Annotated in this window: 18 protein-coding genes, 1 pseudogene and 1 riboswitch; of the genes and pseudogenes, 11 read left to right on the top strand and 8 right to left on the bottom strand. The window is 41.4% G+C overall.

What is annotated here, in order from left to right; all coding sequences use genetic code 11:
• Positions 1-34 precede the first annotated feature (34 nt).
• Both JOD03_RS12935 and JOD03_RS12940 read left to right on the top strand, forming a co-directional pair.
• Positions 35-1,438, top strand: a complete 1,404-nt coding sequence (locus JOD03_RS12935) for a sensor histidine kinase (protein WP_204591762.1) — start codon at positions 35-37, stop codon at positions 1,436-1,438.
• Positions 1,416-2,093, top strand: coding sequence for a response regulator transcription factor (locus tag JOD03_RS12940; RefSeq protein ID WP_204591763.1), 678 nt, complete (start codon positions 1,416-1,418; stop codon positions 2,091-2,093). Before JOD03_RS12935 ends, JOD03_RS12940 begins: the two co-directional genes overlap by 23 nt.
• 59 nt (positions 2,094-2,152) lie before the next feature.
• Here the strand turns inward: JOD03_RS12940 and JOD03_RS12945 are convergent, their stop codons facing one another.
• Positions 2,153-2,485 carry a four-helix bundle copper-binding protein gene (locus tag JOD03_RS12945; RefSeq protein WP_203331975.1) on the bottom strand — a complete coding sequence of 111 codons (333 nt, stop codon included), beginning with the start codon at positions 2,483-2,485 and terminating at the stop codon, positions 2,153-2,155.
• Positions 2,486-2,864: 379 nt separating this feature from the next.
• On the opposite strand from JOD03_RS12945, the gene JOD03_RS12950 reads away from it, so the two are divergent.
• Positions 2,865-4,793, top strand: a complete 1,929-nt coding sequence (locus tag JOD03_RS12950) for a heavy metal translocating P-type ATPase (protein ID WP_239584987.1) — start codon at positions 2,865-2,867, stop codon at positions 4,791-4,793.
• Between the two features lie 58 nt (positions 4,794-4,851).
• On the opposite strand, the gene JOD03_RS12955 is transcribed toward JOD03_RS12950, so the two are convergent.
• On the bottom strand, positions 4,852-5,025 hold the full coding sequence (locus JOD03_RS12955) for a hypothetical protein (RefSeq protein ID WP_204591764.1): 174 nt from the start codon (positions 5,023-5,025) through the stop codon (positions 4,852-4,854).
• A 259-nt stretch (positions 5,026-5,284) separates the two neighbouring features.
• Between JOD03_RS12955 and JOD03_RS12960 the strand changes: the two genes are divergently transcribed.
• Positions 5,285-6,787 carry a multicopper oxidase family protein gene (locus JOD03_RS12960; protein WP_204591765.1) on the top strand — a complete coding sequence of 501 codons (1,503 nt, stop codon included), beginning with the start codon at positions 5,285-5,287 and terminating at the stop codon, positions 6,785-6,787.
• Between the two features lie 261 nt (positions 6,788-7,048).
• Here the strand turns inward: JOD03_RS12960 and JOD03_RS12965 are convergent, their stop codons facing one another.
• From JOD03_RS12965 to JOD03_RS12980, 4 genes and pseudogenes are all read right to left on the bottom strand, one after another.
• Positions 7,049-8,299, bottom strand: coding sequence for a hypothetical protein (locus JOD03_RS12965; protein WP_204591767.1), 1,251 nt, complete (start codon positions 8,297-8,299; stop codon positions 7,049-7,051).
• Between the two features lie 36 nt (positions 8,300-8,335).
• On the bottom strand, positions 8,336-8,680 hold the full coding sequence (locus JOD03_RS12970; RefSeq protein ID WP_204591769.1) for a DUF6075 family protein: 345 nt from the start codon (positions 8,678-8,680) through the stop codon (positions 8,336-8,338).
• 53 nt (positions 8,681-8,733) lie between these two features.
• On the bottom strand, positions 8,734-9,048 hold the full coding sequence (locus tag JOD03_RS12975) for a hypothetical protein (RefSeq protein ID WP_204591771.1): 315 nt from the start codon (positions 9,046-9,048) through the stop codon (positions 8,734-8,736).
• Positions 9,049-9,218: 170 nt separating this feature from the next.
• Positions 9,219-9,365, bottom strand: a pseudogene (locus tag JOD03_RS12980) (YtoQ family protein); the annotation flags it as partial.
• A gap of 326 nt (positions 9,366-9,691) precedes the next feature.
• Here JOD03_RS12980 and JOD03_RS12985 point away from each other — a divergent pair.
• The 4 genes from JOD03_RS12985 (at position 9,692) to JOD03_RS13000 (ending at position 14,722) form a co-directional block, all read left to right on the top strand.
• Positions 9,692-11,101 carry a protein adenylyltransferase SelO gene (locus JOD03_RS12985; protein ID WP_204591776.1) on the top strand — a complete coding sequence of 470 codons (1,410 nt, stop codon included), beginning with the start codon at positions 9,692-9,694 and terminating at the stop codon, positions 11,099-11,101.
• A gap of 20 nt (positions 11,102-11,121) precedes the next feature.
• On the top strand, positions 11,122-11,862 hold the full coding sequence (locus JOD03_RS12990; protein WP_204591778.1) for an SDR family NAD(P)-dependent oxidoreductase: 741 nt from the start codon (positions 11,122-11,124) through the stop codon (positions 11,860-11,862).
• A gap of 97 nt (positions 11,863-11,959) precedes the next feature.
• Positions 11,960-13,555 (top strand): tetratricopeptide repeat-containing diguanylate cyclase, encoded by a 1,596-nt coding sequence (locus JOD03_RS12995; RefSeq protein WP_204591780.1) that lies wholly within the window; start codon positions 11,960-11,962, stop codon positions 13,553-13,555.
• 114 nt (positions 13,556-13,669) lie between these two features.
• Entirely contained in the window at positions 13,670-14,722 is a 1,053-nt protein-coding gene (locus JOD03_RS13000) for a nitric oxide synthase oxygenase (protein ID WP_204591782.1), read from the top strand.
• A gap of 385 nt (positions 14,723-15,107) precedes the next feature.
• On the opposite strand, the gene JOD03_RS13005 is transcribed toward JOD03_RS13000, so the two are convergent.
• Positions 15,108-16,556, bottom strand: a complete 1,449-nt coding sequence (locus tag JOD03_RS13005) for a phospholipase D family protein (RefSeq protein WP_204591784.1) — start codon at positions 16,554-16,556, stop codon at positions 15,108-15,110.
• Positions 16,557-16,652: 96 nt separating this feature from the next.
• On the bottom strand, positions 16,653-17,138 hold the full coding sequence (locus JOD03_RS13010; RefSeq protein WP_204591786.1) for a QueT transporter family protein: 486 nt from the start codon (positions 17,136-17,138) through the stop codon (positions 16,653-16,655).
• A 7-nt stretch (positions 17,139-17,145) separates the two neighbouring features.
• Positions 17,146-17,190: riboswitch (PreQ1 riboswitch) on the bottom strand.
• A 161-nt stretch (positions 17,191-17,351) separates the two neighbouring features.
• On the opposite strand from JOD03_RS13010, the gene JOD03_RS13015 reads away from it, so the two are divergent.
• From JOD03_RS13015 to JOD03_RS13025, 3 genes are all read left to right on the top strand, one after another.
• Positions 17,352-18,761, top strand: a complete 1,410-nt coding sequence (locus JOD03_RS13015; RefSeq protein WP_204591797.1) for an MBL fold metallo-hydrolase — start codon at positions 17,352-17,354, stop codon at positions 18,759-18,761.
• A 35-nt stretch (positions 18,762-18,796) separates the two neighbouring features.
• Positions 18,797-19,150: a rhodanese-like domain-containing protein gene (locus JOD03_RS13020; RefSeq protein WP_204591788.1), complete on the top strand. Its 354-nt coding sequence runs from the start codon at positions 18,797-18,799 to the stop codon at positions 19,148-19,150.
• A gap of 70 nt (positions 19,151-19,220) precedes the next feature.
• Positions 19,221-20,207: an LLM class flavin-dependent oxidoreductase gene (locus tag JOD03_RS13025; protein ID WP_338032478.1), complete on the top strand. Its 987-nt coding sequence runs from the start codon at positions 19,221-19,223 to the stop codon at positions 20,205-20,207.
• The last annotated feature ends 93 nt before the right edge of the window (positions 20,208-20,300 follow it).

The raw sequence follows: 20,300 nt of genomic DNA on the forward strand, positions 1-20,300 counted from the left end.
TGCTACTAACCAATTAGTCTTAAAGAGGGACGCCATGTTAAATAGACTTGCATTAAAAATCGGTTTGCTGTTTTTTGTTTTTATCGTCATCATTGAATCGGTTTTGTTTCTGACCTTGTACGTTACCTTCGTCAATGAACGGGTGGATGAAGTCATGACGAATCTGCTCGCAAGAGGGAATACCCACAGCGAAGTGTTGGAAGACAGTTTTGAACCGGCAACATTGAACCATGTGGCCTTGATGGAGTCGGCTTCCGATTTCATCGTGATCATTACGGATGCAGATGGCAACGAATTGACCCACTCCGATTCAATTGAACCCGAAATGAGGGAAGTGCTGGAACACACCGATTTTAGTGAGATTCCGCAGGAAGGGAAGATCGTTGAAGAGCAATGGAACGAAAAAGAGTTTATTGCGACCGACAGCCCGATTACGATTGCAGGAGAGCATCGGGGCCATGTATTTATGTTTGCGGAAACGAGTCACATCAAGCAGATGATCGGTCATCTGAGAAATCAGTTCCTGATTGTATGCCTGATCGCTGTCGGACTAACTGTCATCACGGTTTTCCTGTTATCCCGATTGATCACGTTGCCTTTGATTCGGATGAAGAAAGCGACGGAACAATTGAGCGAAGGAAACAACGAAGTCAGACTGAATATCGACCGGAATGATGAGTTGGGCGAACTGGCGAATGCCATCACGACGCTATCCGACGACCTGGACCGTTTAAAAAATGCCCGAAATGAGTTTCTGGCGAGCATTTCGCACGAGTTGCGGACTCCGTTGACCTATATCAAAGGGTACGCCGATATTGCGAGCCGACCGGATGCTTCTGAGGAAGAGAAACGAGAATACATTGCCATCATCCGGGAAGAGACGGCACATTTGACGGAACTGATCCGTCAGTTGTTTGAACTGGCTCAGATGGATCATAATCAGTTCTCAATTAAAAAAGAGAAATTCTCCTTGGACGTACTCTTTCAATCGGTCGCTGCCCTGGTCCGGCCAGCCTTCGATGAGAAGCAGATTTCTCTGTCTGTCAGTTGTGAAAAAGGGATTGTGGCTTTCATTGACCCGGAACGCTTTCAGCAGGTATTGCTGAATGTGTTGGACAATGCCCGAAAGCATTCTCCTAAGGGAACACAAGTAATATTACAGGGAACCCAGGATGAAGAAATGATTACCGTAAGCATCAGTGATGAAGGTGATGGCATACCGGAAAAAGAACTTCCTTTTGTATTTGAACGATTGTACCGGGTAGATAAATCCAGATCCAGACAGTATGGAGGAAGTGGTCTGGGCTTGACGATTGCGAAAGAAATTGTCGAATCGCACGGCGGCCTCATTACGATTCAAAGTAAGTACGAAAAAGGGACAATCGTCCAGATCGAATTGAAAAGGGGTGAATCGCTTGCAAAAAGTCCTGCTGGTTGATGATGAAAAACGAATGTTGGATTTAGTGGCATTGTATTTAAAGCCGCATCAGTATCTCTGCAAAAAAGCATTAGGAGCACACGAAGCCCTCGCCTATCTGGAAACAGAAAATTTCGATATTATCTTGTTGGATATCATGATGCCGGATATGGACGGCTGGGAGCTGTGCCGGGAAATCCGGAAGTTTTCGGATGTGCCGATTATCATGCTGACGGCACGGGAACAGCAGAAGGATATCATTAAAGGGCTGAACCTTGGTGCAGATGATTACATCACGAAGCCGTTTAATGAAGAAGAATTACTGGCCCGGATGAGCGCGTTGTTGCGCAGAAGAACCCCGAAAAGCACTATAGAAGTCGATGGATTGTTATGGGATGAGGACCGGTTTGAACTCACATACGGCAAACATTTCATCAAATTGACGCCAAAAGAATTTCTGATGGTGGGCCATCTGATGAAAAATGCCAATAAAGTGTTCACAAGGGAACAGCTGATCCAGTTGATCTGGGGATTTGATTCGGAGACGGAAGGAAGGACCATTGATTCGCATGTACGGAATGTGCGGGAAAAAATTCGGCAATCTGGATTTCCAATCAATGACCATTTTATCACCGTGTGGGGGATTGGCTACAAATGGATCAATGAAATGGAATAATACTAGATAAAGATAAAAGGCTCATCGGAAAATATCTCCAATGAGCCTTTTCGGGTAAATTACGCAACGTTACGGCAAGCTTCTGCACATCTGCGGCAAGCTTCCGCACAGCGTTTGCAATGGTCGTGATGGTCGGCGTGCTTCTCGCATTCATCTGCACATGCTTCACAAATGGTTGCGCAAACGGCTGCCAGTTCGGAAACGAACGGCGAATTGCGGGTAATTGCATGTTCCAGAAATGCGCAAATGTCTGCACATTCACGGTCTAATCGAATACATTGGGCCATCATCTTCACATCTTCTTCCTGCAGACAAGCATCAAAACAATGGTTACATTCCGCCGCACAATCGTGCAATGCCTGAATCAATTCCTGATGTTGTTCATGAGCCATGCTAAAACCTCCATTTTTTTATTCTTGCTTACGTTTCTAATATTCCCTCTACCCTCCAGACTAAACGGAAATACTGAAACTCCATAGAAACTGCACAATTTTAATGGGACTATCGACAAACGGGTTTCTCGATAATTTCTCGATAATTTGGTTCTATAATAGGGAAATTAATGTCTGAAAATAAAAAAAGTTATCGAGAGGAGAATACCATTGACAAAAACAGGAAGGAAATCATCACAATCACCATGAACATTCGCACTCAACTGATCAAAACAGTCATCATTCAGAACAGCATCAGGACGAAACAACGATACAGGAAGAGCAGACGCATCCGGAGCACGAGAACCACGAACATCATGGGCATCACGGACACGGCGATATGGTGGAGGATTTCAAGAAACGTTTTTATATTTCCTTGATTCTTACTATTCCGATTCTGGCATTGTCTCCAATGATTCAGCATTTTCTGGGAGTCGACTGGCGTTTTGACAACGATATGTACATTTTATTCGTATTGTCGACCGTGGTCTTTTTCTATGGGGGCTGGCCATTTTTAACCGGTGGCATCAATGAACTCAAAGAAAAGAATCCCGGAATGATGACCTTAATTGCGCTGGCCATCACGATTGCATATGGCTACAGTACGCTAGTGGTGTTCGGCTGGGAGGGCAATCAGCTTTTCTGGGAACTGGCCACACTGGTGGATATTATGTTGCTCGGGCATTGGATTGAAATGCGCTCGATCATGGGCGCTTCAAATGCCCTCGAACAACTGGTGAAATTAATGCCAAGCGAAGCGCACAAACTGGATGAGCATGGCCAAGTTCAGGAGGTTCCATTGTCCGAAATCCGAAATAAAGACCGGGTGCTCGTAAAGCCGGGTGAGAAGATTCCGGTGGACGGATTGATTGTGGAAGGAAAATCGACAATTGATGAATCGATGCTGACAGGAGAGTCCATTCCGATCGATAAACTGGAAGGCGATGCCGTAATCGGCGGATCGGTGAACAAAGAAGGCTCGCTGACCATCGAAGTAGAGAAAACAGGCGAAGAGTCATACTTGTCCCAAGTCATCACGATGGTCAAAGAAGCACAGGAATCCAAGTCCCGGACACAGGACTTAACGAATCGCGCGGCCAAATGGTTATTCTATCTGGCACTGGTTGCCGGTTTTGTCACGCTTTTCGCTTGGCTGGCGCTGGGTTACTCGTTTGATGTCGCCATTGAACGCATGGTCACCGTGATGGTCATTGCGTGTCCGCATGCTTTAGGACTGGCAGCTCCGCTTGTTGTTGCTGTCTCCACTTCCATTTCTGCAAAACAGGGTCTTTTAATCCGGAATCGTGCAGACTTTGAAGGAGCAAGGAATCTGAATGCCGTCGTGTTTGATAAAACCGGAACCCTGACAAAAGGTGAGTTCGGCGTTACGGATATTGTCTCCAGTGGCAATTATACCGATGAAGAAGTGTTGCAGCTGGCTGCAGCCATCGAACAAAATTCAGAGCACCCGATTGCCGCCGGCATCACGAAATCAGCGAAAGAAAAAGAACTCTCGATTGGGAGAGTGAGTGATTTTGAATCGATTACCGGAAAAGGCATTCAAGGCAATGTAGACGGACAGAAAGTGAATGTAGTCAGTCCGGGTTATGTGAACAGCAGTAAGCTCGATTATAACCAGAAACAGTTTAACGAACTATCCGAAGAAGGCAAAACGGTCGTCTTTGTTCTTGTGGAAGATCAGTTGGCCGGAATGATTGCCCTGGCAGATATCGTCCGGGGTACGGCAAAAGAAGCTGTGGCCGCGTTAAAGGAAAAAGGTATTCACTCGATCATGCTGACAGGAGACAACAAAAAAGTGGCAAATTGGGTAGCGAAGCAAGTCGGAATCGAAGAAGTGTATGCGGAAGTGCTGCCGGATGACAAAGCCAATCAAATCAAGAAAATCAAAGAAAAGGGCTGGAGAGTGGCGATGACCGGAGATGGCGTAAATGATGCGCCGGCACTGGCAACAGCCGATCTTGGGATTGCCATCGGTGCTGGCACAGATGTGGCGATGGAAACAGCCGATGTGGTACTGGTGAAAAGCAATCCGAATGATGTAGTGGCATTGATTGAGCTGTCGAAAAAGACTTACCGGAAAATGGTGCAGAATTTATGGTGGGCAACCGGCTATAACATCTTCGCCATTCCGTTGGCAGCCGGAGTATTGGCTCCATGGGGAATCGTTGTCAGTCCGGCAATAGGTGCTGTGTTTATGAGTTTGAGCACTATTATTGTGGCCATTAACGCCAAGCTCTTGAAAGCTTAGAAGTGAGTTGTTTCTAGAAAAAGGTACAGTCAAAAGATACCCTGAGACATTTTTTAACTCAAGGAGGAGTGGAGATGGAAATCCAGAAACGTTTTTTAAAGTCCTTAATCATATTCTCATGATGATGACTATGATCTTCTTTGTTTTTTGAGTGTTCTGTGCTTTTGTGATCATGGTGATTATGTTTTGCATGGTGATTATGTTTTGCATGGTGTTGATGTTTAGTTGACATAGAAAAACCCCCTTCTGATTTATTATCTTCTCTTAATCATTATCTTTACCCAAAATATTTGAAGAAACCATGCAGACCAAAATTTAATGTAAATCCAAATAGTGACCATATCGTATTGGAATTTCAATAAAAAACAAAATTTTCTCTTCTTGTGTGAATTTATATTGTTAATAGTCAAAGAAATGCCACCATTCCTCCGCTAAATATGCATTTTTATCAGTTATTGTAAAAGCAAATACTAATGAATGAGGAGATGAAGATGGTGAAAAAAAGATTGCTGAAAGGAACTTTATCCATTATGGCTGTCATTACCTTATCGGCTTGTACAGGAAATGGCGGTGGAATGAACTCCGATATGATGATGGGTAACGGAGATAATAATGATCAAGGTATGAGCCAGAATGATATGAGTGGGATGATGGACCATGAGGAAGTACCCTCACTTACATCTTCTGAAGGTGTAAATGAGTTAATAATCCCCCCCTTGTTAGAAAAGGAAAAAGGGAAAAACTATGATTATGAAGTAACTGCACAAGAAGGAATTACTGAATTTTTCGAAGGGGTGTCTACAGAGACTTACGGGTATAATGGTAATTTGCTTGGGCCCACACTGAAGATAGAAGAAGGAGAGAGTGTGGATGTTAAAATTACGAATGATTTAAATGAACCTACTACGTTTCATTGGCATGGTCTGGAAGTTCCCAGTGAAATAGATGGTGGACCCAGTGATGAAATCCAACCAGGAGATAGCCGGATCATTACATTAGAAGCCGATCAACCTGCTGCTACGTTATGGTACCACCCTCACGTTCATGAAATGACTGCTGAGCAAGTATTTAGAGGGCTCTCTGGAATGTTACTTATTGATAATCCTGAAAATTCAGATTTGAAGATCCCGGATGAATATGGAGTTAACGATATTCCGTTAATTTTTCAAGACCGTCTTTTTGACGAAGATAAACAATTAGATTACGACAATCTCATGGATGTAGACGGCACTTTGGGTGACATTTCCATGGTGAACGGAACGCTTAATCCAAAGATGACTGTCACAGAACCTATTATGCGATTTCGTTTATTAAATGGATCAAATGCACGAAATTATACATTTCGCTTAAGTAATGGTGATAATTTTACTCAAATTGCCTCTGACGGCAGTTTACTCGATGAGCCAGTTGACCGTAAAGAACTCACACTTGCTGCGTCGGAGCGTGCTGAAATTCTTATAGATTTTTCGAAATTAACTAAAGAGGAGTCACTTTCTATTATTAATGAAGAAGGTGTAGTACTACTTCCGTTTGATGTGAAAAATATTGATTCAACTGGTGATTCTGTCGAGTCATGGAGCACTGATAAGCCGTTTTTGACAGATGAGGAGAAAGAAATGCCTGTTACTAAAAACATCGAATTATTTGGAATGATGGATATGGTATCTATTAACGGAAAAAAATTCGATGAAGATCGTATTGATTTGCGTCAGGAGCAGGGTGTGACAGAAGTGTGGGAAATTTATAATAAACCGGATATGATGGGAGGTATGGTACATCCGTTTCACATTCATGGTACCCAGTTCAAAGTAATTTCCCGTGACGGCGAAGAAGTGGAAGAAAGTGAACAAGGCTTTAAAGATAGTGTTGCAGTTGAACCTGGTGAAAGAGTAAAATTGCTCGTCACTTTTCCTGAAAAAGGGGTTTATGTATTCCATTGCCATATTTTAGAACATGAAGATAATGGCATGATGGGACAAATTGAAGTGTATTAAGCAGAAAACTCAGTATAGTACAAAGAGTCTCCAAAGGTTAAGTTTTCACCTTATATGGAGAGTATTGGCATGCGAATGTAGTGAAATCTGAGTTTGATAAATGGGTTACTGATGGAATGACGGATTAAATAGAGTTTTAGAGAAGAAGCTTTAAAAGTTTCTTCTCTTTTTAATTAGTTGAAAAGGAAACGTTTTGAAATGAATTGGTTTGCCAATTTCCAAACTAAAAAACTCTGAGTGAAAATATTTAAGGTATAAATTTTATATAATTCTTAAATCTTCTTGTTGTCTAGAGAACCATCTAATTATTTGTTGAGAAATTATATCCATCAAGTGGGAAAATTCATAAGCTTGTTCGCTTGGACATTCGTCGCCTTTTAAATCATAGTTAGTTTTTGCATGAGCATACATATTTCTTGTGGAGGAAATTGAACTAGCTATCTCTTCGAGAGCTTTTTTTTGATCTTCAGCACTACTTTGTATAGTTATTCTTTTTGTCTTTTTAAGAAATTTAGGAGCTATGCTAACTAAATCATATAAATCGCAACATGTTTCAATTGTAATTTTAAAAGCTAAATAGTCTTTACGAAGATTTTTATGTTCTTCATATATTTTCCCTAATTCTAATATGTAATTTGCATCTGGGTTTAATGCTCTTGTAGTGGATAGCTTTACTACGGTCTTTTCGATAAGGTCTTTACGGATGACTGTTTGAGATACATACTCTATTACTCGACTAAAACCAAGAATTTGTTGTTCAGGATGGTCGGTGTTGAATACAGTTCTATATATTTCTAATACTTCTTCAATACCTTTACCTTGAATCAAAGGTCTCAATTTCAACTCGTCTCCTGCTTGACCTTGCTCTTCTTCCTCGTCCCATAGTTCATATGTCCAAGGATCTTTATGGATTTCTATATTGTATGTTGATTTCAATTCAAAAAAATAAGAGTCGAAAATTATATTTAAATCGTTTTCGTGAATGCGAGTGTCAGAGCTAATAGAGATAAAAATATCATTTTCATCTATTGGGGGAACATATTTGTTATACATATCTTCCATAGTTAATCGAAGATTAAAACTCGTTAAGCCTTGGATTATATCTATTTTATAATTACTATCTCGAAGGTTAATTTCAGTACTAACATCTCTGTCAGGGATAACTGAGAGATCCCTATAATCTGATGTGACTCTAATTAGAGCTGTTTTTTCGCCGACTAATCTATAGTTATCAATGAACTTACTATTCTTAGCTTGTTCTACCAAAATGAGTATATCTCTAAGACTATAATTGAAATCAAGTTCATACTCACTTCTTGGCAAAATTAGGGAAGTTGCAGTTTCATATTTGTATACTATTGGTTCCTCTTCTTCCTCTTTATCCGAGTCCTCCTCATTTTGCTCTACATAATCTTCACCATCAAAAAAGCATTCTATGTCATATTCTTCGCAAAACTTTAACAACTCTTCTATTTCCTGCTTTAAATATTCTGGTTCAAAGAGTATTGCCAATTTGCTCACCTCAACCCATTTATTGGAAAACGATTTTTACTTTATTCCATATTTCCTAAGATACACAGCATTCATCGCCAGTTGGAAAGAGTCTGAATCAAGGTTTTCTACTAGTTCAAGTGGTGTACAGTCTTCATTCGCATTATATAGATGAACTGCTAGCTTTAATAGACTTGCCGTTCCCCTTGAGAAATCTTGTTCTTTAAAACATCTGTCCGAACTGAAACCATCATCTGTTAGGTAAGGAAGAGCTTTTTTGACAAGTTCGTCATTCCCAGTAAGGACATAGATCAATGTCTGGTATTCATGGCTCCTCTGTTGATAAGTGCTAAGTTTTTGTAGTGCTTCGTTATACAATACATGATGACTTTCTGTAAACAATGAGGTTGTTAGAACCTCCCCTTCCAAAATACTTATTTTCCTCATAATACTAATCAATAATCTTCAAACGCACCATTAGAGTAGGCTTTCTTTTCAATTTCTACCCATTTCTTCAACTCACTTCTATCGGCAGGATAAGACGCTTCGTAATGATGTAACTCCTCAAGTAATTCCTTACCTTTTAATGTTAATCGAGCGGGCTTTATTGAAAAGAAATCATTTACTCTTAAAACTCTTTCGAGAAATCCTTTATTCTCTAAAAAGAATATAAAGTTTTCAAATTCCCTTTCAGATAGTCCATAATCATTGCCTTCAGGGATAAAATTTTTCTTATCGATTTCTCGTAGTACACTATATCCAGCTCTCATTGTAAACTCCTTTTAGAATTATTATATCAATTGAAAATATTACAAGTAAACAATAGGATATGAAAATAGAGCAATAATTATTATTATTTCAAATATTAAAAAATATTTACAGCAATCTATTTAGAAGTTATATTTATGGTAATAAATGATAAAAATAGAAGGAGGAAGAAAATATCTTCCCCTACTGCATCCGATCGATCATGATTAGTCTGAGGAGAAACAAACGTAATCGCGAGGCTCTTCTCTTGTGCTTTTGCTTTTACCTCATCACGCCAATCGTCATGAATCTGTCCTGCTAAATACACTACAAGTTCCATACTACTAACTCCTCCTTTAGCTCTTGTCTTTTTAGTCTATCGAAATCGAGTTGAGAACGCCAGAAACACGCTATTCACGTATTTATGGATAGTGAATACTAGAGCCCGGAAGCCAGGCCGTCATTTCCCGGGCTATCGGAGTTTTGCCGAGACCCCGCTACAAGACGAAGTCGATGTAAGGAGGCTCGGTGAAAGTCCCCCAGGAGATGGCGGTCTGGGTGGAGAGTGTCACTAGCCTGGTGAATGACCATACTTATAATTCGTATTTCTTGTGCCTAAACTGTATACTGTTTGTACAACGTTTCAACACGAAAGGAAGACCATTTATGCAGTTCACGCAAAGCTATCTAACACTTCCAGCAACATTCTATAAAGAAATCCTTCCTACACCTGTTGCAGATCCGCAACTCATCATCTGGAACGAAACGGTCGCGGAGCAATTAGGCTTTGCTGGTAATCCGGCTGACTACACCAAATTCCTAGCCGGCAACGAGACGTTTGAGAACAGCCAGCCAATCGCACAGGCCTATGCCGGCCATCAATTTGCTAACTTTACGATGTTAGGAGATGGGCGCGCGATTTTACTAGGTGAGCTAGAAGGAAAAGATCACATGACCTATGATCTTCAGCTTAAAGGTTCAGGCAGAACACCGTTTTCACGAGGAGGAGACGGACGCGCAGCCCTAGGACCGATGCTGCGGGAATATATCATCAGTGAGGCAATGTATCACTTAAGAATTCCCACAACGCGCAGTCTTGCAGTCGTCTACTCAGGGGAAGGCATCCAGCGAGAAACTGTAAAACCGGGTGCTATATTGACTCGAGTCGCGAAAAGCCATATTCGTGTAGGTACGTTTCAGTATGCTGCCCAGTTTGGAAGTGTAGAAGATTTGCGCAGTTTAGCGGATTACACAATCGAACACCTTGCCATTCCGGTAAATGAACATCCATACAAATCTCTACTACAAGAAATCATAAAAAGACAGGCAACTCTCATTGCACAGTGGCAGCTCGTTGGTTTTGTGCACGGCGTGATGAATACAGACAATATGACACTAAGTGGTGAAACAATTGACTACGGACCATGCGCATTTCTCGATATGTATGACCCGGCGACCGTCTTTAGCTCGATTGATCAACAAGGGCGTTATGCATATGGAAATCAACCTGGGACTGCGGGCTGGAATCTTGCACGATTCGCAGAAAGTTTGCTGCCTCTGCTAGGGGACACACAAGAGAAAGCAATCGAAGTGGCACAGGAAGTATTAGATAGCTTTCCTGAACTTTTCCAACTGGCATACAACGAGGGCCTATCCAAAAAAATTGGTCTTCCTAATACAGAGCAAACATTGAAACTTGCATCCCAATTTTTGCAATTAATGCAGCAACATAAAGCCGATTTCACAAGAACATTCGTAGCACTCACACTACAGAATTATTCTGATGAATTCTTTAAACATGCGGATGTTCAAGCGTGGCTAAAGCAGTACGAACAGCAACAAGGGGAACGAACACCTGAACAACAACAATTGATGGAAGCTTCCAACCCCGTCCTCATTCCGCGAAATCATTTAGTCCAACAAGCACTCGATGAAGCGGAGACTGGCTCGATGGAAAACGTGATGACCTTGTTAAAACACCTAGAAAAACCCTATATGTATTCACAAGAACAACTTGCTTTTGATCAAGGTCCACCTGAAACAGGACAAGATTTTGTAACCTATTGCGGTACTTAATTTTGAGAGGAGAGAAGACAATGAGGTTTTCAGACAAAGTAGTTGTAGTAAATGGCGGTACATCCGGTATTGGTGGAGAAGTAGTAAAACAGTTTGTGAAAGAAGGAGCAGTCGTCTATTTTAGCGGTCGGAGTGAAGAAAAAGCTGCACAAATCGAATCAGATCATGCGCATTTCATCGCAGTAGACAATCATGAGCCAGATCAAATCGAAGCCTTCTTCAAAAAAGTGCTGGAACATGAAGACCGCATCGATATTTTATTTAACAACGCAGGAGTGCTTTCCGTTGCGACCGGTCCGCTGTCTCGCGTGAAACTAGATAAGTGGCATGAATTGATTGCAGTCAATCAAACCGCTATCTTCCTCTACATGCAACACGCGCTGCAAGTCATGTCTAAACAAAAGTCAGGTGTCATCATTAACAATGCGGCAATTTTAGGTGGAGCCAAAATTAATCCGATGCTACCTGCTTACAGCGGAACAAAGGCTGCAGTCATTGCGATGACTAAGAGTGCTGCCCTTCGTCATGCTGGGGAAGGTATTCGTGTAAACAGCATTTCACCAGGCCCGACTGAAACCGAGCTTGCTGTTAAAGCATATGGCAGCCAGCGTGCATTTGATGAAAATTCCTCTCATCACCCAAGAGGCAAGTATGGCCAACCACATGAAATTGCAGCGCCCGTACTATTTTTAGCTTCAGATGAAGCCAGTTATATTAATGGAACAGACCTTATCGTTGATGGAGGGTATTCCCTTAAATAAACCGCAGACACTTGCGGTTTATTTTTTTTTTGGAAAATTGATTTACCTTTTGATGGCTATTCCATACAATCAAATAAAGAGCAAGGGGGGAGCAAAGTTGGAAGAATACGTTAAACAATGGCAACAAGACATAACTAAGCATCCAGAACGGATAATAAATGAAGCGCTTCAGTTGCTTGAATCTTGCGAACGAGTAGACCAACGTGCGACTCTCCATTTCTGGATTGCTCTCGGGAATCGGTATTTGACAGTTATGGATAAATGTCTGGATCATGCCTATAAATCTGAAAGGCACTTCAGAACGTTGCATGACGACGAGGGAATTGCTAAAGCCTTGAATCTAATTGGCGTTGTTTATTTTTACAATGGGTTTTATGAAAAAGCGGTGCGCTATTTTTACCAAGCTAAAACGAGTGCAGATCAGGTGAATGCGATTCAGGTAGCATGCCGAGCAAATAATAACATCGGTGAAGTGTATCGAGAGACAGGAGAGTTTGAACTATCCGAAAAACATTACAAAGAAGCGCTAGAACTCGCCATCCAATCTGATGAACTGTATTTCCAAGCTATTATTTATGAAAACCTTGGGCAGTTGGCATTTCAATCGGAGCTTCTTGATGTTGCGTTCTCCTACTATCAACAGAGCAAAGAGTTGTTGCTGCAACAAACAGACATATCCGCATTAGCAGATATAGAAAATAAATTAGGTGCCCTCTATATACGGAAACGTGATTTCACACAAGCTGAAAATCATTTGCGTATGGCTTATTCTTATATTCAATCTGGTGGCAACCGTCTCTATAAAACTGAGATTTTGTTATATTTGGCAGAGCTTGTGCAAGACTTTTCATTTAGTTATACGGAACTTTTGATAGAAGCCAAAGAATTAGCACTATCATTAGATGCGTTCCACTTACTAAGAAAGATTTATGAAAAGTTATCTTCGTTTCATGAGAAGAATGAAGATTTTGAATCCGCACTTGCCTATTACAAACTTTTTCATCAGACAGAACAGGCAATCGAATCGACAAGTGTTCGTAATAAACTTGAATTACTCCGCATTGAAGTAAAACACTCAACAGATCTCTCGCAGATGGCCACACTCAATGAGCAATTGACGTATGAAATTGATCATCAACGACAAATTGCTGAGCAATTAAAACAATCAAATTCTCAATTGAAAGAAACGACATATAAAGATGAGCTGACAAAAGTGTATAATCGGCGGGGCTTGATCCAGTATTTAGCCACAATGCGACCAGGTTCATATGTCTTCTTGCTTTTAGATATTGATTATTTTAAGCACTACAATGATAGCCAAGGACATGTTGCGGGTGACCATGTGTTACAACAAGTAGCTTCTGCCCTTGAGACTGTTGTTGTTCAGTTAACTAATGATGGAATTGTTACGAGAATGGGTGGGGAAGAATTTTTGATTGTTGCGTCATGTGGAGATGAGCAACTCCCAAATAAGTTGATCGTGTCCATTCAACAGGAGATAAAGCGACTTGGAATCACGTATGAATATAACGGGAAACAACAGGTTCTTACAATAAGTGGTGGCGGTATAGAGACAACCGAGCAAGTAAAAACTCATTTTGAGACAACGTATGCCACAATTGATCGCATTTTATATGAAGCGAAACAAAAGGGACGAAATCAGATTTACTTTTATTCAGAGGAGCTCACCTAGAGCTTCTTTTTTTACGCCATAAACTTGTCATACTTTCATAAGTCCAACAAGTCGATTTTTTGCATTTCTATTCTCTCTACGTTTACTATTAAAAAAGAGTGGAGGGACGCCCGTATGCTAGACAAAGCATTAGAGTTTTTACAAATATATTGCCAAGAGCTTGAAAAGTCACCGGACTTTTTTGAAGCGCGTAGAAATGAAATAGAAACAGAGATATACACTACTGGAACGTATACGTTGACACGCGAAGAGCTAGAATATGGGTCGAAGTTGGCATGGCGTAATAGCAATAAATGCATAGGTCGCTTGTTTTGGCAGACGATGCACGTTCATGATCACCGCACCATTGAGTCAGAACAAGAAATCTTCGACGCTCTTATATACCACATTGCGTTTGCTACAAATGATGGGAAAATTAAACCGACGATTTCTATTTTCCATCCAAATGTTCGCATCTGGAATCATCAATTGCTTCGCTATGCCGGTTACGAGCGAGAAGGAGAAATAATTGGAGATCCAGATTCTCTAGAGTACACCAAAGTCTGTGAGCAGCTGGGTTGGCAAGGTGCGGGAACGAGCTTTGATTTATTGCCTCTCATCGTACAAGTAGGTAATAAATCTCCACAACTTTTTGAAATTCCGTCTGATGTTGTACTAGAGGTACCCATTACTCACCCGGAACATCCAGAATTTTCTTCCTTAAAATTAAAGTGGTATGCTGTACCCATCATTTCCTCGATGAAGCTTGAAATTGGAGGGATTACCTTCCCGGCTGCACCGTTTAATGGATGGTATATGGGAACGGAAATCGGCGCACGCAATCTAGCGGATGAAGATCGTTACAATGAGTTGCCACGTGTCGCAGAGTTATTCGATTTGAACCAAAAGTCAGCTTCTAGTCTATGGAAAGACCGTGCATTAGTGGAGTTGAATTTGGCGGTTCTCCATTCTTTTAAACAGCAAGGTGTGAGTATCGTGGATCATCACACGGCAGCTGTGCAGTTTAAGCAGTTTGAACAGCAAGAAATGAAAAATGGACGAGATGTAACGGGTATGTGGAGTTGGTTAATTCCGCCGATGTCACCTGCGGCTACCCATGTATTCCATAAATCTTACGACAATACTACGAAATCTCCAAATTTTTATTATCAAAAGAATCCCTATTGAAAAAGCAGCAAGCCATCTGAATGAGGCTTGCTGTTTAAACGTTGAGTTCCGTTGCGGGGCTGCTTTCCGAGGGCGCGTCGTGAGCCTCCTCAGCGCAAGTTCACGCCTCCGGGGTCTCACGTTCCGCTTTTAATCCCTCCGGAGTCAGCCCCTCCTCTGCACTCAACTTCAGTTTCATAAAAAGATTTTGTGTCGAGTATTTAGTGCAGTAGCTTTAGACAGTAATAAGGTGCCTTTCACCTTTTTAATTTCGACTTTGAACGAAATCGAGTTGCGCCTCCTAGAAATCCCGCAAGAAGCCATCACGGCCTATGAAGCCAAGAGCGCTTCACAGTCCACGCTGTCTTCTCGCACAATTTCTGACCAGTCGGCTCCACATCTAAAACTAATACGTAGTCACTTTAATCAGCTTCTGAAAACTATAAATCCAACGCTGCCACCATGTAAAGCTATCCTGGTACTCTTCCACATCCACGGTAAATGCAGCATCTTCATTCGTCCACAGACGCTCAAAATAACTAGAGAATTCTTCTGCCAACTCACTATCACTGTCAGCAACCACTCGTAAGTTCGCCTCCAAATTATAATTATCCAAAGTCCGCTCCGTATAATTGGCTGCCCCACTTGAAATCACCGAACGGTCTGTTTGAATATGAATGGCTTTTGTATGATATTGACCGACCACCGTATTGTACCAGCGTACTTCTAGCTTGCCCTCGGTATCTTCTACCATTTCCTGAACAACAGGTCGATTAGGGAGACCGGATTTTTGACGCCCAAAAGAATTTTCATTCGGATCTAAAATCAAGCGCACTTCAACCCCACGATTGGCTGCATCGATTAGTGCATTGACGATATCTCTTTTTGCGATGAAAAACATCATCAAATCAATAGAATCACCTTCTTCTGTAGCGGCGATATCTGTTAGAAGCGCATCTAAAATCTTCTTCTCTGTCAATAATTGACCTTCGTACTCAGCTTCCTCCTCAACTTCTTGGACGCGGGGAAGCTTCGGACCACCGGACATCAAAGAAACCGCTTCTTCTGCTTCAAGCATGTCGTTGAGAAGAGGAGAACTGGTGAACTTTAGTGCAATATTGCCGTGCAGTCCACTCGCATCGTGCGGGTTTGCTGAAGAAACTAAGCCCTCTTTTTCAGTAATGACTAATTTCCTGTGATTAGCTTTGACATTTAATAATGTTAAGTACGAAGCAACCGTCATTTTTGGGGCTTCACTCGCCATGGCATTTGGAATCCAACCTTCTCCTCCAAAATCAAACCACTGGAAAAACGTTCGATAAATTCCTGAATAAATCGGTGTTGAATCTCGTAAAGGGTCTAAATCGGTATAGACGATTTCAACTCCAGCATCGCGCATTTTTTTGAACCACTTGTTTTCATAGGAACCGTATCCTTGATTTAAAGGATCCGTTATAAAAATCACTGGCATCTCTGGATTTTCTAATTTCTTTGTTGCAAGAGTTTCGGATAATTCATCTGCAATAGGGGGAAACCCCTCGTCTTCTTCATAAAAACCATCGACTAAAAAGAAATCTACGACAACGAATTCTTCAGCTTCTTCAATCATTTGATAAATGCTCGAGAAAATTTCATTTTCTGTTTGTCGCTCTTCACTATTTTCATTCACTGCGTATGTTAAATCCGTGAGCATATCTATTGAAGAAATAGGCTGTAAGTCACCTGCATACGAAATACCTTCAGGCAATGGCTTGAATGTGTGCCATAAAATCATTCCAGCATAGATTACAATCAAAGCTATCACTACAATAAATAGAACTTTTTTTCGTTTCGACCACCTTTTAAATCTCCCCATTTTCTCAGTCCTCTTTCCTAGTCTCTATGTATAGTTCTTTCTTATCAAAGATACCCAAACAAGTATAAAAAAAAACGTGCACACAGTGTGTACACGTTAGTCGAGAAGTCGTGAAAAGTTTAAACGTTTGTTCAGTGCAATGAAAATTGGAATACCAAGTAAAAGCACTGCTAATTCGCCGCCAGCAACTGTTAACCAAGTCAAGAAGAATGGCAGTCCAAGAACTAACACAAGCTGATAAGCAATTATAAACATTGTAAATGTAAAAACGAGTGTATTAATTATCATTTTATGCGAATCTTTTTTTACTAACGGAATTACAGCTAAAACGATTAGTAGAGAAATCACGGAATGTCCTACTCCGAACAAAACATCATAAATCCCATTAGGTGAAAAGATGTTCGTGATAAATACACCAGCTACAATACCAAAGAAATAGCGCTTGTCAAAGATAATCAAATGATTGAACATCTCCGCCAAACGGAATTGAATCGCCCCATAAGCAAGTACAGGGACCGCCAATGATACAGCTACATATAGTGCAGCAATAATTGCATTGACCGTAAGTGTTTTCATTTTCATTTGTCAAAACTCCTTAGTTTTTTTGCGTGGGAGGATCTCGAACCACGAAGTCACAAGAGTTGATTTTACAACAAAGACAGAAAAGCGTCAACTGAAGTTTAAAGGGAGAGATTTAGTGAAAAACTAATTATAAACAAACTACTTGAACATTTATACCCCCTATGGTATATTTTCCATACAAACAAAAATCTAATTAAGCGGAGGGAAATGATTATGCTATTTCGTTCTTTCTTTGATGATAAGCTCGCACAATACACGTATCTAGTTGGTTGCCAACGCACGGGTGAAGCGATCGTAATTGATCCATCTCGTTCTATTGATGAAATCGTTCAAGTTGCAAAAAAAGAAGGGCTTACACTTACAGCAGCTACTGAAACACATATTCACGCAGACTTTGTTTCTGGGTCGAGACAACTAGCGGTAGACCATGGAGTGAAACTCTATCTTTCGGACGAAGGTGATGAAAACTGGAAGTACGGGTACACAGAAGGTCTTGATGTGGAATTCGTGAGAGATGGAAGCAGGTTCTCCATTGGAAATATCGACTTTGAAGTGATGCACACGCCAGGTCATACCCCAGAGAGCATTTCATTTATCCTTACTGACCGTGGTGGCGGAGCTACGAAACCTATGGGAATTTTTTCAGGTGACTTCGTATTCGTTGGAGACGTTGGTCGACCAGATCTATTAGAAAAAGCAGCTGGCGCAGAAGGCACTGCAGATAGTGGAGCACGCGACATGTTTCGTTCTATACAACGATTTAAAGAGCTACCCGACTATTTAATGGTTTGGCCAGCACATGGAGCAGGTTCTGCTTGTGGAAAATCTCTTGGGGCCGTTCCATCCTCTACAGTTGGGTATGAAAAACAATTCAACTGGGCAATGCAAATTGACGATGAACAAGCTTTCGTAGATGAACTATTAAAAGATCAACCAGAGGCGCCTGTTTATTTTGCAGAAATGAAAAAGGTAAATAAAGTAGGTCCGACAGTATTAAAACATACAGATCGTGTGCCTGATCTTTCGGCAGAAGACGTGAAGAAGGCACTTAAGAATAACAACACACTAGTCATTGACACGCGCCCGGCGACATTAGCTGAAAAAACACTTATTCCAGGCTCTATTACTATTCCTTACAATAAATCGTTTACAAACTGGACAGGATGGCTAGCGAACTATGATGAAGATTTAGTAATCATTGGTGAACCTTATGATAAGGAAGCGATTATTGAATCGATGCATTCTATTCATTTTGACCGTATCATTGGTTATGCTCCGGTAGATGTTGTAGCAGAATGGAACCAACATGATGCCTATGAGACGCTGTCCGTTGAAGAATTTTTAGAGGAAGCGGAAAAAGAGTCAACGTATGTAGTAGATGTTCGCAACGATGTGGAGTGGGGAGATGGACATTTAAATCAAGCCAACCATCATTTCCTCGGGAAAATTCGTGACACGGACATTCCAAAAGACAAGACAGTCCTTGTGTATTGCCAAGGAGGCGCGCGCTCAGCGATTGCATCCAGTGTATTGAAATCACTTGGTTATGAAGATGTGAAACATATGGCGGGTGGCTACGGGGCTTACCTACGTGAACAAAAAAATAAGTTCACGATGCAATGAATTTAGTAATTAAAAGTAGATAGGGGAATTAGAAGATGGAATGGATAGTGATTGCTGGTGTAGTTGGTTTTATCGCATGGCGAATGATGGGTGCGAAAGGAACGGCATCCATCAATACGACCGATTTAAAAGCGGCCTTGAATGATAACTCGAAACAGTTCATAGATGTTCGAACACCAGCAGAATATAAGGGACGTCATATCCCACAGTTTAAAAATATGCCACTAAATACATTGCCAAACCAATTGGCAAAGTTAGATAAAGAAAAAGAAACTGTAGTCATCTGTCAATCTGGCATGCGCAGTTCTCGTGCTTGCCAAGTATTAAAACAAGCTGGATTCACAAACGTTACGAATGTGCGTGGCGGTATGAGCCAGTGGAACGGATAATAGTGTAAGCATTTTATTTTGAAGTTTTTAAAAATGGGGCTAGACTAGATAAGGAAAGGTCGTGAAAGCAGTGACAAAATTATCATTCCTAGACTTAGCCTCGGTTCGACAAGGCGAAACGCCAGCAGAGAGCTTTTTACAAAGTAAACAGCTTGTCCAGCAAGCTGAAAAATTAGGCTATACCCGGTACTGGGTAGCAGAACATCATAACATGCAAGGAGTTGCGAGTTCAGCAACCTCCGTTTTAATCGGCTATTTGGCCGGCCATTCCTCTACCATTCGTATTGGAGCAGGAGGCATTATGTTGCCAAATCACGCTCCGTATATCATAGCTGAACAATTCGGTACTTTAGATGCCATGTATCCTGGTCGGATTGATCTTGGACTAGGACGCGCTCCGGGAACAGATATGATGACGGCTCGAGCACTTCGCCGTGACCATCAAGGCGCGGATGATTTCCCGGAACTAGTCAGTGAATTGTTGCATTATTTAGAGCCAGTTGATGAAGCTAGAATTCCTGCCGTCATGGCAGTACCCGGCGCAGGAGCAAATGTTCCAGTCTGGCTATTAGGATCAAGCACATACAGTGCACGCTTAGCGGCTCAACTTGGACTTCCTTTTGCTTTTGCTAGTCATTTTGCTCCAGATCAATTGATGCATGCATTGCAGCTTTATCATCAAAACTTCCAACCGTCGAAGTATTTGAAAGAGCCCTATGCGATGGCAGCAGTCAATGTTGTCGCTGCAGAGACAGATGAGGAAGCAGAAAAACTGAGTACAACTTTAATCCAACAGTTTTTGAGTATCGTGCGTGGCCATAAACATAAAATGCGTCCACCGATTGCAGTAGAAGAGCTTGACTGGTCGAGTTCGGAACAGATGATGGTAGAGCGCACAGTGAGCGCACGAATTGTCGGGTCAGAAAATACGGTTCGTGAGCAACTACAGGCGTTTATACAAAAAACACAAGTAAAAGAACTGATGATCAGTACTCCCATTTATGATCTAGAAAAGCGATTGCGGTCTATGGAACTGACCATGCGCGCTTCACATTAAAAAGAGGCTGGGACAAAACCTAGACTCTAATTGAAAAAGCGCGCACCGCAGAAAATTCTGCGGTGCGCGCTTTTTGTGTACAAAAATAAGGAC

This window comes from Chryseomicrobium aureum (assembly GCF_016909155.1).
GTDB classification, from domain to species: domain Bacteria; phylum Bacillota; class Bacilli; order Bacillales_A; family Planococcaceae; genus Chryseomicrobium; species Chryseomicrobium aureum.